This window comes from Yokenella regensburgei, from assembly GCF_051486985.1.
In the GTDB taxonomy this organism is placed as follows: domain Bacteria; phylum Pseudomonadota; class Gammaproteobacteria; order Enterobacterales; family Enterobacteriaceae; genus CBFFRJ01.
In genome coordinates this window covers 32271-46068 of the sequence record NZ_JAHVDV010000005.1, presented here as the reverse complement: position 1 = coordinate 46068, position 13798 = coordinate 32271, and the positions used below count along the sequence as shown (strand labels likewise).

Genomic DNA, 13798 nt, shown 5'->3' with positions numbered 1-13798 from the left:
GTCCGTTCCGGTTAAGGCCATATAGCTAAGATTAACGAATAACCGGGCAGGAAGTTGTCACAAATTCGTTATAGATTTCGCAAAGAAGATTATTTACGTACTAAAAGCGTCAGCACTTCATAATGCGCGGTGTGGGGGAACATATCAAAGAGCTGTACCCGCTCAATACGGTAGCCGGGCAGCAGGTGAAAATCGTTCGCCATGGTCTGCGCATTACAACTGGAGTAGACAATAAACGGCGGTTGCATCTGGCTCAGGTAGTCACATAAAGTTTTGCCTATGCCCCGGCGCGGCGGATTCACCAATACCAGATCCGGTACTTCACCCTGATCGGTGGCAAATGCCGTAGAGTCGAGAGCCTGAAAATGCAGACGAGTGAGACCCAGTTGCTCAGCAGAACGTTTCGCGCTGGCAATAGCTTCCTGGGAGATCTCAATGCCGGTCAGGGTCATTTCCGGTGTGGCACAGTGCAAACCAAACCCGCCCACACCGCAGAAAAGATCCCACATATGCCGGACCGGCAGCGCCCTGACCCACTCTCTGGCCGTTGCGTATAATGCGCTCGCCACCGTTGGGTTAGTCTGGAAGAAGCTTTGAGGACGGATCCATAAGGGTACATCATTAAAACATTCTGCCAGGGTGCGCTCCTCAGTGAGAAAAATCTCTTTTTCCCCTTCCATTATGGCCATATGCACCGGCTGAATATTGACCGAAATGACGCGCAGCTGTGGCAGTTGCGCCTGCAGCCACGGCAGCGCCGCCCGCAGTTGCTCAAGCCTGGATTCAGAACGCAGCACAAAGCGCAGCATCATCCCGCCGGTGTGCTGGCTTTCGGTAAGCAGAAGATATTTCAGCTCGCCGCGCCTGCGTTCAACGTTGTAAGGCGTTAAACCGGCACGGGCGATAAAGGGTTTGATTGCAGCGAACGCCAGAGAGAAAGCAGCAGGATAGAGCGGGCAATCGCTAAGGTCGACCGGCGTGCCATCCCGATGCAGCATACCCAGCAGTGGCTTTTCGACGCTGCCGCTAACCACCATTTTTGCTTTATTACGAAAGCCTTTTTCAGGACCGCTGACAGGCGTGCGCCACTCCGCAACGGGAAGGCCCGCCAGCAGCGCTCGCAGATCGGTCATCCTCGTGGTTAATTGTTCAGAGACCGGCTGCTCGATCCATTGGCAGGAACGACAGCGTCCGGCGTCATAATGTGCGCACTGCATAGTAAAGCCTTCTGTTTTGCGGGGGGCGGGATTGTACCATCGTTATTGCAGACGGAAAAAGCGCCGACTGGGAGAAGGAATAAAGAGCAAAAACAGCGCGAGCAGAGAAGGCACCTTTTGCAGGAGTAGCGTCTGAAAAATCTCGCGCTTCGACTCACCGGGAATGCTAAAGAGTTCAGGGTAGCCGTAACCCAGCGAGGCCGCCCATAAATAGCCGCCGGCGATAATCTGCGTCAGTAAATAGACCCACCGCGCCCAGCTTCTCCCTTTAACCACTGAAAACGCACAGAGTATTTCGACAAAAACCAGCACCAGGCTGCCAAAGAAAATCAGGGTTAATGCCCAGGTCTGGGCGCTACGCTGCACGAATTCAACCAGCCCCTGTGGCCCGAGCGTCATAAAAATCATTATGAAGTCGACACACCGGATAGAGATGATGGCGATGGCCGCGACCTGGACTAACGCCGGAATATTCGGGCGGGCATGGGTGTGGCGTGTTTTAGTAAAGAATCCCAATCGGTACTGTTCCCTGTGAATAGATGCCGCGACAGGCGCGGCATCTGCGACACAACTTTTAAGATTCTAGAGCCATTATCCCCGTCTTGCACGCTGGATATCTCTGATACGTTGCTTTTCAGCACGTGCCATCAGACACCAGGCGATAAAACCAACAATGCCAACCACACCGAGGATAAGCGAGGCCAGGGCGTTGATTTCCGGGTTAACCCCCATACGCACGCTGGAGAACACCAGCATCGGCAGTGTGGTGGCGCCAGGGCCGGAAACAAAACTGGCAATGACCAGGTCATCCAGCGACAGCGTGAAGGCCAGCAGCCAGCCGGAAACGATCGCTGGCATCAGCATCGGCAGAGTGATAATGAAAAAGACCTTCAACGGCGTAGCACCCAGATCCATCGCCGCCTCTTCGATGGAGCGGTCAAGCTCGCGAAGACGTGATGAGATAACCACCGCCACATAGGCGGTACAAAAGGTGACATGGGCCAGCCAGATAGTGAGCATGCCACGATCGGCAGGCCAGCCGATGGCATGGGCCAGCGCCACAAAGAGCAACAGTAGTGACAGCCCGGTAATCACATCTGGCATCACCAGGGGTGCGGTTATCATAAACGCAAAACCATTCGATCCACGAAAACGGCCGAAACGCACCATAACAACCGCAGCGATGGTCCCCAGTACCGCCGCCATCGTGGCGGCACATGCCGCAATCGTCAGGCTCAGGCCCACCGCACTCATCATCGCGTCATCACGAAACAGCTCGCCATACCAGCGTGTGGACCATCCTGCCCAGACGGTCACAAGCCTTGAGCTGTTAAACGAGTAGATGACCAGCATCAGCATAGGGGCATAGAGGAAGGTAAACCCAAGCACCAGAATCAGGATACGCCACGGCGAGCGCACTACCGGTAAGTTGTTCATGCCCCCTCTCCCATCTGTTTTTGCTGATGTTTATGGAACCACATAATGGGCACGATGAGCAGCAGCAGCATGATAATGGCGACCGCTGAGGCCACAGGCCAGTCACGGTTGTTAAAGAATTCCTGCCAGAGCACGCGGCCAATCATGATGCTGTCCGGGCCACCGAGCAGTTCCGGGATAACAAACTCCCCTACCGCCGGAATAAACACCAACATTGACCCCGCGATAATGCCACCTTTGGTCAGTGGAACAATAACGCTGAAGAATGTTTTCAGCGGACGCGCGCCTAAATCCAGTGACGCCTCCACCAGCGAGTAATCGATGCGCGTCAGTGCGGTGTAAATAGGTAACACCATAAACGGCAGATAGGCATACACAATGCCGATGTACACCGCCAGATTAGTGTGCAAAATCGCCAGCGGCTGATCGATAACCCCTAGCCATATTAAGACGTTATTCAATACGCCGTTGCTTTTCAAAATCCCCATCCACGCATACACGCGAATAAGGAACGACGTCCAGGAAGGCAACAACACCAGTAACAGTAAAATATTACGTGTTGAAGGCCGACTGTGGGCCACCGCCCAGGCCATCGGGTAACCCAGCAACAGGCAACAAAGGGTGGAGATCCCGGCAACCTGTAACGACTGAAGATAAGCTTCAAAATAGAGCGGATCGTCGGTCAGTTGCAGGAAGTTATTGAAGTTAAGGGAGAGGGTCAGCTGATTATCTGCCCACTCTACCAGGTCAGTATAGGGCGGAATGGCGCGGGCCATCTCTGCCAGACTGATTTTAAAAACAATCAAAAAAGGCAGTAAAAACAGAAGCGTCAGCCAGATATAGGGCAGCGCAATAACCAGCTTGCGCCCGTGCTTCATTTGCAAACGCGCCAGCCAGAGGCGAAAACCGCCAGGCTTGTCAACGCGGGATGGGGGTTCAAGTGTACTCATTACCGCTCCTTAAACCGTCAGAACCACACAGCTGTCGGCTTCCCAACACAGGCGTACTTCGTCGCCCCAGGTCGGCATGCCTTTACGATAGCGATACGCATTCTGCAGCTGCGCGCTGATCATTTGCCCGCTTTGCAGACGCACGTGGTAAATCGACAAGTCGCCCAGGTAGGCGATATGCACCACTTCGCCTACCGCAAAGTTATAACCGTCAGCAGGCGGCTCCTCACAGAGCATGATTTTTTCCGGACGCAGCGCTACGTAAACCGGCACGTTGTCCACGACCGAGGCGTCCACATCCACTTTCAGCGGATGAACCAGCCCGGGGGAATCGATAACCAGACCGTCCTCTTCACGCGCCTTCAGCAGCCCTTCAAAGACATTAACCGAGCCGATAAATTCTGCACTGTAGCGGGTGGTCGGGTGCTCATAGATCTCTTCCGGTTCACCAATCTGCACGAACTTACCACGGTTCATAATGGCAATACGTCCGGCCATGGTCATTGCCTCTTCCTGGTCATGGGTCACCATCACGCAGGTCACCCCCACGCGCTCCAGGATATCCACCACTTCAAGCTGCATACGGTCACGCAGCTTTTTATCCAGCGCGCCCATAGGTTCATCAAGCAGAAGAAGCTTGGGTCGTTTTGCCAGGCTACGTGCCAGTGCGACACGCTGGCGCTGACCGCCGGAAAGCTGATGGGGCTTACGTTTGGCGAACTCCTGCATGTGCACCAGGCTCAGCATTTCGGCGACGCGGGCGGTAATTTCCGCCTTGGGCAGTTTGTCCTGCTTCAGGCCAAACGCGATATTCTGCTCGACGGTCATATGAGGAAAGAGCGCGTAGGACTGGAACATCATATTGATGGGCCGCAGGTAGGGCGGCACATGCGCCAGATCCACGCCATCAAGCATGATCTGCCCGGTCGTCGGCAGCTCAAACCCTGCCAGCATGCGAAGCAACGTAGATTTACCGCAGCCGGAAGGCCCCAGAAGGGCAAAGATTTCGCCTTTATAGATGGTCAGGCTGACATCATCCACGGCGTGCTGACCGTCAAACGACTTGGTCAGGTTGCGGATTTCCAGCAGAGGCGTCAGCGCCTTGGGGGTTTTCGCCTGTGGGCGGGGGATAGCGTCATTCACTCAAGTGCTCTCCGGCAAAAACATCAACCGCCTTTTTCGGTTGATGAAAAATGACTGGACAGAGGTCAATGACCTCTGTCCATTATGGGGCAATTGCACCGCCCTGGTGCAGGTCAATCGCTATTCAGCTGATTGATTTATTTGCCACTTTTCACTTTTGTCCACGCACGCGTTCTCACGCGATCAATTTTAGGATCCTGCACCTTCAGCGTGTAGAGTTTGGCAAACACATCCGCAGGCGGATAAATAGCCGGGTTATCACGTACCTCGGCGCTGATCAGCGGGACAGATGCCTTATTACCGTTAGCATAGAATACGTGGTCGCTGACATGGGCAATCACATCCGGACGCATCAGATAGTTCAGGAACTGATAGGCTTCTTCTTTATTTTTTGCATCATTTGGCATGGCAAAGACGTCGAAGAACGCCAGGGCGCCTTCTTTCGGGATGACGTAGGAGACGTTCACCCCGTTTTTGGCTTCTTTGGCCCGGTTGGCCGCCTGCCAGACATCACCTGCCCAGCCAATCGCCACACAAATGTCGCCGTTAGCCAGATCGTTAATGTACTGAGAGGAGTGGAAGTAGCGAATATTCGGGCGCAGCTTTAGCAGCAGATCGGTCGCCGCCACGGAGTAATCATCAGCTTTCGAACTGTTGGGATCTTTACCGAGGTAGTTCAGCACGGTGGCGAAGATCTCTTCCGGGGCGTCCAGGAAGGAGACGCCGCAGCTTTTGAGTTTTTCCAGATTTTCTGGTTTTAACACCAGATCCCAGCTGTTTACGGGTACATCACCCAAAGCCGCTTTGACTTTATCGACGTTATAACCGATGCCCGTAGTGGCCCACAGATAAGGCACTGCGTATTTGTTATCCGGGTCGTGTTTGGCAACCATCTTTAACACGTCCGGATCCATGTTCTTCCAGTTCGGCAGCTTGCTTTTATCAAGCGGCTGGAACACGCCGGCGGTAAGCTGACGCTCCAGGAAACTCGCTGACGGCACCACCAGATCGAAACCGGTGCTGCCAGCCATCAGTTTTCCTTCCAGCACTTCGTTGGAATCGAATACGTCATAAACGACTTTAATACCGGTCTCTTTTTCGAAATTGGCCACCGTATCCGGTGCAATATAATCAGACCAGTTATAAACATGCAGCGTCTTTTGCTCTGCGGCGAGTGTGCTGGCAGAGACCGCCAGTAATGCACCCGCAACAAGACCTGATAACCATTTTTTGCTCAAAGCGGTCATATCTCATTCCTTCTGGAAAGTCCGTTACCACACGAACTAAATGTATGCATTTAAGATATGCAAGATTCATGCATATTTTGTCAGTCTGCACTCACCGAAGCGAAAAAATCTTTCGGTCGACGCCGCATGCTTTTCAAAGCACCGCAAGAATAACTGTAGCCAGGGTTAGAGGCTATAGGGCAGATTAAAAAACGCCTTTTATCAATTTTTTATGCAGATTCTGTCTATTGGATAAGCCGAACTGACGGGAATGGCGGTGGAATACGCTGGAAGGAAGGGATTAGGGCAGAATAATAATATCTGTTATGCAGCCGCTCTGGCAGCGGCTGCGCTTAAGTTACAAGGTGTTAGTGAAGAAAATTGAGCGTTTCGTCGCCGCCTGACTTATCGTCTTCTTCCGGCACATAGAGCAGTTGATGGGCGCGGGCCTCAAGAATCACCATCGAAATTTGCTCTTCACTCTGCTGCATAAACCAGGCAAACTGCTGAGTGGTCACCCCGGCGGCGACGGATAATGTCTGGCAAACCACCAGTTTTGGCAGGTTATCATCCTGAATATCAATAAATGCTTTCACCGTCAAAGAACTGGCGTTAATGGCAGAGAGATCTGCAGCCAGCGCCAGCAGCGCGGACGGCTTCACTTCAGCCATTGCCGTAAAGAGCACGACATCGTTAATGAGATCGATTTTAGCGTCAAACACCCCATCAAAATTCTGCATATGCGGCAGGTGCAACGCCTGGCAGGTATCGCATTCAAAGAAATTAATACCCGCTTCGTCGAGCCATTGACGTAGGGTGTCCAGACCAGGGACAACAAGTGAATCCATAGTGCGACACAACCTCTGCTTAGAAAATAATGCCCTAGCTTACGCAAAAAGCCGGCGATGTACCATGATTCGAAAGGGAAAACGGCTATCCGCCTGTTTTCAGGCAAAAGCCTGGGGTGGCGTGACGCTCAATCCACTGAAGCATTTTGCCCGCAATATCGATACCGGTTGTTTTTTCAATGCCTTCAAGGCCCGGCGATGCATTGACCTCCATCACCAGTGGCCCGCGGTGCGCCCGTAAGATATCCACTCCGGCGACATCCAGCCCAAGGGTCTTTACCGCCGCCAGCGCCAGCTCCCGCTCACGCGGCGTAATAGTGGCAACACTCGCCACGCCCCCCCGGTGCAGATTTGAGCGAAAATCCCCCTCTTTTGCCTGACGTTCGATAGCCGCTACCACTTCATCACCGACGACCAGACAACGGATATCTTTACCTCTGGCCTCTTCTATATATTCCTGGACCAGAATATGGGCGTTCAAACCGCGAAACGCATCAATGACGCTCTCCGCTGCCTGCCGGGTCTCTGCCAGCACCACGCCGATGCCCTGCGTACCCTCCACCAGCTTCACCACCAGTGGCGCACCACCGACCATCGCAATCAGGTCACTGGTATCATCCGGGGAGTGAGCGATACCGGTAACCGGCAGCGCGATGCCCTGACGGGCCAGCAGCTGCAACGACCGGAGTTTATCTCTGGCGCGCGTAATGGCCACGGATTCATTTAAAGGGTAGCTGCCGAGCATTTCAAACTGCCGTAGTGATGCCGTGCCGTAGTAGGTTATTGCAGAGCCGATGCGCGGGATAACCGCGTCATAGTGGGGCAACTGGCGGCCTTTATAATGCACGGCAGAGGCAGCAGGATCGATGCTCATATAACATGACAGTGGATCGAGAATATCGAGTTGATGGCCACGGGACGTGGCGGCTTCACGCAGACGTTTACACGAATAGAGCGTTCCGTCCCGGGACAATATGGCAATTTTCACCCTGCACCTCTCTGATTAGCGCTGGAAAAGCACGCGTATCATACACGTAGCAAGGTGCCGGATGCATAGGAATTAACGCACCGCCCATCCCTGTTTGTGCAAATAATCGAGAATGAAAGGACGGTTCTCTTTGATAAGGGTACGCCGGATATGGTCGCTCCAGGTATCCTTACGATTATTACTACCACGCGAGAGATAATAGGCCGCCAGTTCCTCGTCGTACTGCGCGAGCGTCTGCGTGTCCACCGGCTGGTAGCTATTTTCATGCACCACCAGGGAGGCCGGTAAACGCGGTTTCACGTCCGGGTTATCCGAAGGCCAGCCGAGGCAGAGACCAAACAGCGGCAGCACATGTTCTGGCAGCTTAAGCTGCGTGGTCACCGCCTCAATATTGTTCCGCAGTCCACCGATATAAACCCCGCCAAGCCCCAAAGACTCCGCTGCCGTCAGGGCGTTCTGGGCCATCATCGCCGTATCGACCACGCCGAGCAGCAACTGCTCGGCCAGCCCCAACTGTGCCTCCGGGCAAATCTGCAAATGGCGGTTAAAATCGGCGCAAAACACCCAGAATTCCGCTGCCTGTGCCACATGCTGTTGACCGCCGGTGAGGGTCACCAGCTGTTCGCGAAGGGCGGTGTCCGTGATGCGAATAATGGAGCTGCATTGAAAAAAGCTGGAGCTGGAGGTGCCCTGGGCCGCCGCAATAATCGCTGCGCGCTGTGCATCGGTAACCGGCTGGTCGGTGAAATGGCGAATCGAACGGTGGTGACAAAGGAGGTCGATAGTGGGTGTCATGCGTTTCCCTGAAAAAGTTGCAAAACGACCATTATAAATGAACCGCGTCGCGGGAATTATCCGTAACTTGCTCTGAAAGGTTCCGGGCATCAACACAACAGGCATAACCTGTTTTCACTGCGCCGCGAAAAGACGCATGATGCCCTCAGTTACCCTCTGGATAATGGAGAGAAAAAATGTATGCCGTGATATTTGGTCGTGCGGGTTGCCCGCAATGCGCTCGCGTAAAAGAAGTGGCCGAGCGGATCGCTAAAAAGCAAAAAGGGTTCGAGTGGCGCTATGTCGACATTCATACCGAGGGGGTCAGCCGCAGAGCGCTGGAAGAGGCGGCGGGCAAATCTATCGACACCGTACCGCAAATTTTTATTGATAAACAGCACATTGGTAGCACCAGCGAGTTCAACAAATACATTCGCCAACATTTCGGCTGGTTTGCCTGACTGTGCCACCGACGATGGCAGGGCAAAGGCTCCTTAACGCGCCCGCGGGGAAGATAACCGGCTGAAGAGCCCACTTAAAAACAGGTAGCATAAGGCCCCCAGCGAGCACCAGAACAGCCCACTGAACAGCCATGCCAGCTCCTGCCAGAAGGAGCGGACCGGTGTGAAGCAGAGTCGCATCAGCACGAAACAGAGTGGCGCGGCGAGAATAGCGCCGACGAGCGACACCATGACATTGCGCCGACGGGTAAAAACACCAGCCACTACGCCCGGAATAATAAAGAAAAGTAGCCCCAGCTCCGCATGTCCGGATGCCCGAAACGCACCGTCTACATTCATTACCAGCGACAGACAAACGACGATAAAAAGTATAAAGCAGCAGAAGATGCCCGCTAAACTCTGTTTATATTTCAAACCATCCTCCTGATTTTTTCTCTATCAAACACGCATTCGTTCAAAAGAACGTCCTGTCAGATAAAGCGTGAAGGCAATCCCTGCTAAATGGCCCAAAGGGGAATAGTTGATTCTTACTAGCCGTTGGAATTCTTTACGATTAAACTAGCGACCAGTTATTGTTTTGAGGTAAAAATCGGGGCGAAGCACGCATTTTTTCAGCACCCGCCGCAGCTCAAAACATTAGCCCAAATAACCATTTCTTTCAATAGCTTACAAGTAAACAAGAAGTTAGACTCCGTGAATATAAACGTCGCAGATTTGTTAAACGGGAATTACATACTGTTATTATTTGTGGTTCTGGCGCTCGGACTTTGTTTGGGAAAATTACGCCTGGGATCGGTACAACTCGGTAATTCCATTGGCGTTTTAGTGGTTTCCTTATTATTAGGTCAGCAGCATTTCAGCATTAACACCGACGCCCTTAACCTGGGTTTTATGCTGTTTATTTTTTGTGTTGGCGTGGAAGCCGGACCAAACTTTTTTTCAATTTTTTTCCGTGATGGTAAGAATTATCTCATGCTCGCGCTGGTATTAGTTGGCAGTGCTCTGCTGATCGCGCTTGGCCTGGGTAAGCTGTTCGGTTGGGATATTGGGCTAACGGCGGGGATGCTTGCAGGCTCTATGACCTCCACGCCAGTTCTGGTTGGCGCAGGCGATACCCTGCGTCATCTGGGAATGGAGAACAGTCAGCTTACCAGCGCCCTCGATCATTTGAGTCTCGGTTACGCCCTGACCTATCTTATCGGGCTGGTGAGTTTAATTGTGGCGTCACGCTACATGCCCAAACTGCAACATCAGGATCTGCAAACCAGCGCCCAGCAAATTGCCCGCGAGCGTGGCCTCGATACCGACACTAACCGCAAAGTCTATTTGCCGGTTATCCGCGCCTATCGCGTTGGCCCTGAACTGGTGGCCTGGGCGGATGGTAAAAACCTGCGCGAACTGGGTATCTATCGTCAGACGGGCTGTTATATCGAACGCATTCGCCGCAACGGCATTCTGGCCAACCCCGACGGCGATGCGGTACTGCAGGTGGGTGATGAAATTTCTCTGGTGGGCTATCCGGACGCGCACGCCCGTCTCGATCCAAGCTTTCGTAATGGTAAAGAGGTGTTCGACCGCGATCTGCTGGATATGCGTATTGTCACCGAAGAGGTGGTGGTCAAAAACCACAACGTGGTTAATCGCCGCCTGGCCCAACTGAAACTGACCGATCACGGCTGTTTCCTCAACCGCGTCATCCGCAGCCAGATTGAGATGCCGATAGACGACAATATCGTGCTCAATAAAGGCGATGTGCTCCAGGTGAGTGGCGAAGCAAAACGGGTGAAGACCATTGCCGATCGTATCGGCTTTATTTCTATCCACAGCCAGGTGACAGATCTCCTCGCCTTCTGCGCCTTCTTTATCGTCGGCCTGATGATTGGCATGATCACCTTCCAGTTCAGCTCGTTCAGCTTTGGCATCGGTAATGCCGCAGGCCTGTTGTTCGCGGGTATCATGCTTGGCTTCCTGCGTGCCAACCACCCTACTTTCGGCTATATCCCCCAGGGCGCGTTGAACATGGTGAAAGAGTTTGGTCTGATGGTGTTTATGGCAGGCGTGGGGCTTAGCGCAGGCAGCGGCATCGGGAACGGTCTGGGCGAAGTTGGCGGGCAGATGCTGATTGCCGGGCTGATAGTAAGCCTGGTGCCGGTGATGATCTGTTTCCTCTTCGGCGCCTATGTCCTGAAGATGAACCGTGCCCTGCTGTTCGGCGCCATGATGGGGGCGCGTACCTGCGCGCCAGCGATGGAGATCATCAGCGACACCGCGCGCAGTAACATCCCGGCGCTGGGCTATGCTGGCACCTACGCCATCGCCAACGTATTGCTGACGCTGGCAGGGACACTCATCATCATCATCTGGCCTGTCCTCGGATAACTCTGAAGTAGCATTTATTTTTGACAGACAGAGAACTTTTTATCAGAGCGTCAGTCATAACTAGTGCCACTGCTTTTCTTTGATGTCCCCAATTTGTGGAGCCCATCAACCCCGCCACTTCGGTTCAAGGTTGATGGGTTTTTTGTTTTCTGCCACTCATCTTTCCCCCGCAATCCGCCCAATCATTATCCTCAGGTCTTCACGCTTAAGCGGTTCCCTGTCCACCACAAAGTGCAGCGTCATCCCTTCAATAAACGCATCCAGCGCACGCGCGGTGACTGGGTCAAACCACTGTTCGAGGGTGGTCTGACTGGTGCGCATCCAGTTTTGCATTACGCTTTTAAAGGTCGGCTTTTTGCTCATGAAGGCATAGAGCTGATACATCAGTTCCATATTGTGCGGGGTGGTCACCTGTGCGCTGTAGATGAGACGGGTGATGGCATCGCAGGCCTCAGCCTGGTTTGTTACCTTGTCGAAAAAGGCCTGGTACTGTTCCGACATCTGCTGAGTGAATCGGGTAAAAGCTTCGTCAAGCAGCGCGTCGATGCCTGTGAAATAGTAGGTCATGGAGCCGAGGGGCACGTCCGCGTGGCTGGCGATTTTACGGTGGGTTACGGCCTGAATCCCATGCTCAGCAATGGCTTCCAGCGTCGCTTCGATGATTTTTTCACGTCGATGCGGGTCGTTCGGTCGTCTGTTCATACACCCTCTCAATCAGTTATGTACAAATGTACACACCCTTGCTAGTGTTGTCCTCACTTTTCCCTGCAGGATGCGACGTAATGGCTGTCATCTCTCCTCGTAATGCCCTGAAACATCGCCTCTGGGCGCTGTTTACCTTCTTCTTCATACCAGGTTTATTGATGGCGTCATGGGCCACGCGAACCCCGGCGATCCGCGATATTTTGTCAGTGTCGACAGCACAAATGGGTGCCGTGCTGTTTGGACTGTCCGTGGGCTCAATGAGCGGCATCCTCTCCTCCGGCTGGCTGGTTAAACGCTTTGGGACACGTAAGGTGATTCGCGCCAGTATGACGGTGGCCGTTGCTGGCATGGCAATTCTGAGTCTGGCGCTGTGGCTGGCATCGCCGCTCCTGTTTGCCATCGGGCTGGCGTTCTTTGGCGGCAGCCTGGGCGCAGGCGAAGTGGCCATTAACATCGAAGGTGCCGCTGTTGAACGTGAGATGAACAAAACCGTGCTGCCGATGATGCATGGGTTCTACAGTCTGGGCACACTGGCGGGTGCGGGCATTGGGATGACACTCACCGCATTTGGAACCCCGGCTACGCTGCACATCCTGTTGGCGGCAGGGGTGGCCATTACGCCCATCGTCATGGCTATCTCTGCTATTCCCGAGGGCACCGGCAAAGACACGCCGCAAGATAAACAACGCAGTAAACAGGGTGTGCCCTTCTGGCGCGATAGCCAGCTACTGCTGATTGGCATGGTGGTCCTGGCAATGGCCTTTGCAGAAGGCTCAGCGAACGACTGGTTGCCGTTGTTGATGGTTGACGGACATGGCTTTGATCCCACCTCCGGCTCACTGATTTATGCGGGTTTCACGCTGGGGATGACCGTCGGGCGCTTTACTGGCGGCTGGTTTATCGATCGCTACAGCCGCGTCACCGTCGTTCGCGCCAGCGCACTGATAGGTGCTCTTGGTATCGGGCTTATCATCTTCGTTGATAACGCCTGGGTTGCCGGAGCGTCGGTTATTTTCTGGGGGCTGGGGGCGTCGCTGGGCTTCCCGTTGACCATCTCTGCGGCGAGCGATACCGGCCCCGATGCGCCAACGCGCGTCAGCGTGGTCGCCACAACAGGTTATCTCGCTTTTCTGGTAGGGCCGCCGCTGCTGGGCTTTTTGGGGGAGCACTACGGTTTACGTAGCGCGATGATGGTGGTGCTGGGCCTTGTCATGGTCGCCGCACTGGTTGCTAAAGCGGTTGCCAAACCTGCAACCCCGATGGCGTCAGCACCGCGATGAGAATACCGCGCGTGAGGTTCAAGTACCGCACGCGTGGCAACACTTTCCTTCTGGCGATTCCCCATACTTCGTCCGGTTTTGTGGCTGGCACCCGGTCAGCCACCTCACTCTGTCGAGGCGAACATGAAACGCTCCCTGCTCACACTTGCACTTTTTGCCACACTCGCCAGCGGCGCGATGGCGCAAAACATCACGGTAAACGTGCCTGATGGCTACAAAATTGAACTGGTACCCCTGAACACTCCCGCACCACAGACAGCCTATGTCGCTCCGCAGATCGTTACCCCGGCCCCGGTGATGCGCGTTGCGCCTCGCGCCCGCCATCTGGCAAGCGTGGGTGAAGGGATGATTATCGAACACCAGATTGATGACCATCACCACTAACGGTTA

15 protein-coding genes are annotated in these 13798 nt (G+C 53.9%); 4 read left to right on the top strand and 11 right to left on the bottom strand.

Annotated features, from left to right (window positions below; genetic code table 11):
* Positions 1-89: 89 nt before the first annotated feature.
* The 9 genes from rlmC to nfsA all read right to left on the bottom strand — a co-directional run bounded on the left by rlmC (position 90) and on the right by nfsA (position 8604).
* Positions 90-1217, bottom strand: coding sequence for a 23S rRNA (uracil(747)-C(5))-methyltransferase RlmC (rlmC, locus tag KXR87_RS05495; RefSeq protein WP_437431257.1), 1128 nt, complete (start codon positions 1215-1217; stop codon positions 90-92).
* Positions 1218-1259: 42 nt separating this feature from the next.
* Complete coding sequence (locus KXR87_RS05490) at positions 1260-1733, bottom strand: YbjO family protein (protein WP_437431256.1); 474 nt, start codon at positions 1731-1733, stop codon at positions 1260-1262.
* 75 nt (positions 1734-1808) lie between these two features.
* Positions 1809-2654: a putrescine ABC transporter permease PotI gene (gene potI, locus KXR87_RS05485; protein WP_437431255.1), complete on the bottom strand. Its 846-nt coding sequence runs from the start codon at positions 2652-2654 to the stop codon at positions 1809-1811.
* Positions 2651-3604, bottom strand: coding sequence for a putrescine ABC transporter permease PotH (gene potH / locus KXR87_RS05480; protein ID WP_437431254.1), 954 nt, complete (start codon positions 3602-3604; stop codon positions 2651-2653). Before potH ends, potI begins: the two co-directional genes overlap by 4 nt.
* A 9-nt stretch (positions 3605-3613) precedes the next feature.
* The gene (potG, locus tag KXR87_RS05475; protein WP_437431253.1) at positions 3614-4747 is read right to left on the bottom strand and encodes a putrescine ABC transporter ATP-binding subunit PotG; all 1134 of its coding nucleotides are present in this window, start codon (positions 4745-4747) and stop codon (positions 3614-3616) included.
* Between the two features lie 137 nt (positions 4748-4884).
* A complete protein-coding gene (gene potF, locus KXR87_RS05470; protein ID WP_437431252.1) occupies positions 4885-5994 on the bottom strand; it encodes a spermidine/putrescine ABC transporter substrate-binding protein PotF in 1110 nt (369 codons plus the stop codon).
* A gap of 347 nt (positions 5995-6341) precedes the next feature.
* Positions 6342-6821, bottom strand: coding sequence for a YbjN domain-containing protein (locus KXR87_RS05465; RefSeq protein WP_437431251.1), 480 nt, complete (start codon positions 6819-6821; stop codon positions 6342-6344).
* A gap of 85 nt (positions 6822-6906) precedes the next feature.
* Positions 6907-7809 carry a 30S ribosomal protein S6--L-glutamate ligase gene (gene rimK, locus KXR87_RS05460; RefSeq protein ID WP_437431250.1) on the bottom strand — a complete coding sequence of 301 codons (903 nt, stop codon included), beginning with the start codon at positions 7807-7809 and terminating at the stop codon, positions 6907-6909.
* A 72-nt stretch (positions 7810-7881) separates the two neighbouring features.
* Positions 7882-8604, bottom strand: coding sequence for a nitroreductase NfsA (gene nfsA / locus KXR87_RS05455; protein WP_437431249.1), 723 nt, complete (start codon positions 8602-8604; stop codon positions 7882-7884).
* Positions 8605-8780: 176 nt separating this feature from the next.
* Here nfsA and KXR87_RS05450 point away from each other — a divergent pair, with 176 nt between their 5' ends.
* Positions 8781-9044 (top strand): GrxA family glutaredoxin, encoded by a 264-nt coding sequence (locus tag KXR87_RS05450; RefSeq protein ID WP_437431248.1) that lies wholly within the window; start codon positions 8781-8783, stop codon positions 9042-9044.
* Positions 9045-9077: 33 nt separating this feature from the next.
* Here the strand turns inward: KXR87_RS05450 and KXR87_RS05445 are convergent, their stop codons facing one another.
* A complete protein-coding gene (locus KXR87_RS05445; RefSeq protein ID WP_437431247.1) occupies positions 9078-9458 on the bottom strand; it encodes an inner membrane protein YbjM in 381 nt (126 codons plus the stop codon).
* 279 nt (positions 9459-9737) lie between these two features.
* On the opposite strand from KXR87_RS05445, the gene KXR87_RS05440 reads away from it, so the two are divergent.
* On the top strand, positions 9738-11423 hold the full coding sequence (locus KXR87_RS05440) for an aspartate:alanine antiporter (RefSeq protein WP_437431246.1): 1686 nt from the start codon (positions 9738-9740) through the stop codon (positions 11421-11423).
* A 156-nt stretch (positions 11424-11579) separates the two neighbouring features.
* Here KXR87_RS05440 and KXR87_RS05435 read toward each other — a convergent pair whose 3' ends face one another.
* Positions 11580-12125: a TetR/AcrR family transcriptional regulator gene (locus KXR87_RS05435; protein WP_437431245.1), complete on the bottom strand. Its 546-nt coding sequence runs from the start codon at positions 12123-12125 to the stop codon at positions 11580-11582.
* A gap of 80 nt (positions 12126-12205) precedes the next feature.
* On the opposite strand from KXR87_RS05435, the gene KXR87_RS05430 reads away from it, so the two are divergent.
* Both KXR87_RS05430 and KXR87_RS05425 read left to right on the top strand, forming a co-directional pair.
* The gene (locus tag KXR87_RS05430; RefSeq protein WP_437431244.1) at positions 12206-13408 is read left to right on the top strand and encodes an MFS transporter; all 1203 of its coding nucleotides are present in this window, start codon (positions 12206-12208) and stop codon (positions 13406-13408) included.
* 123 nt (positions 13409-13531) lie between these two features.
* On the top strand, positions 13532-13792 hold the full coding sequence (locus KXR87_RS05425; RefSeq protein ID WP_437431243.1) for a hypothetical protein: 261 nt from the start codon (positions 13532-13534) through the stop codon (positions 13790-13792).
* Positions 13793-13798 lie beyond the last annotated feature (6 nt).

Excerpts from the sequence above, each read along its gene's own strand:
- rlmC (WP_437431257.1), bottom strand. The coding sequence starts at position 1,217 with ATGCAGTGCGCACATTATGACGCCGGACGCTGTCGTTCCTGCCAATGG.
- potI (WP_437431255.1), bottom strand. The coding sequence starts at position 2,654 with ATGAACAACTTACCGGTAGTGCGCTCGCCGTGGCGTATCCTGATTCTG.
- potH (WP_437431254.1), bottom strand. The coding sequence starts at position 3,604 with ATGAGTACACTTGAACCCCCATCCCGCGTTGACAAGCCTGGCGGTTTT.
- potF (WP_437431252.1), bottom strand. The coding sequence starts at position 5,994 with ATGACCGCTTTGAGCAAAAAATGGTTATCAGGTCTTGTTGCGGGTGCA.
- KXR87_RS05465 (WP_437431251.1), bottom strand. The coding sequence starts at position 6,821 with ATGGATTCACTTGTTGTCCCTGGTCTGGACACCCTACGTCAATGGCTC.
- nfsA (WP_437431249.1), bottom strand. The coding sequence starts at position 8,604 with ATGACACCCACTATCGACCTCCTTTGTCACCACCGTTCGATTCGCCAT.
- KXR87_RS05450 (WP_437431248.1), top strand. The coding sequence starts at position 8,781 with ATGTATGCCGTGATATTTGGTCGTGCGGGTTGCCCGCAATGCGCTCGC.
- KXR87_RS05435 (WP_437431245.1), bottom strand. The coding sequence starts at position 12,125 with ATGAACAGACGACCGAACGACCCGCATCGACGTGAAAAAATCATCGAA.
- KXR87_RS05430 (WP_437431244.1), top strand. The coding sequence starts at position 12,206 with ATGGCTGTCATCTCTCCTCGTAATGCCCTGAAACATCGCCTCTGGGCG.
- KXR87_RS05425 (WP_437431243.1), top strand. The coding sequence starts at position 13,532 with ATGAAACGCTCCCTGCTCACACTTGCACTTTTTGCCACACTCGCCAGC.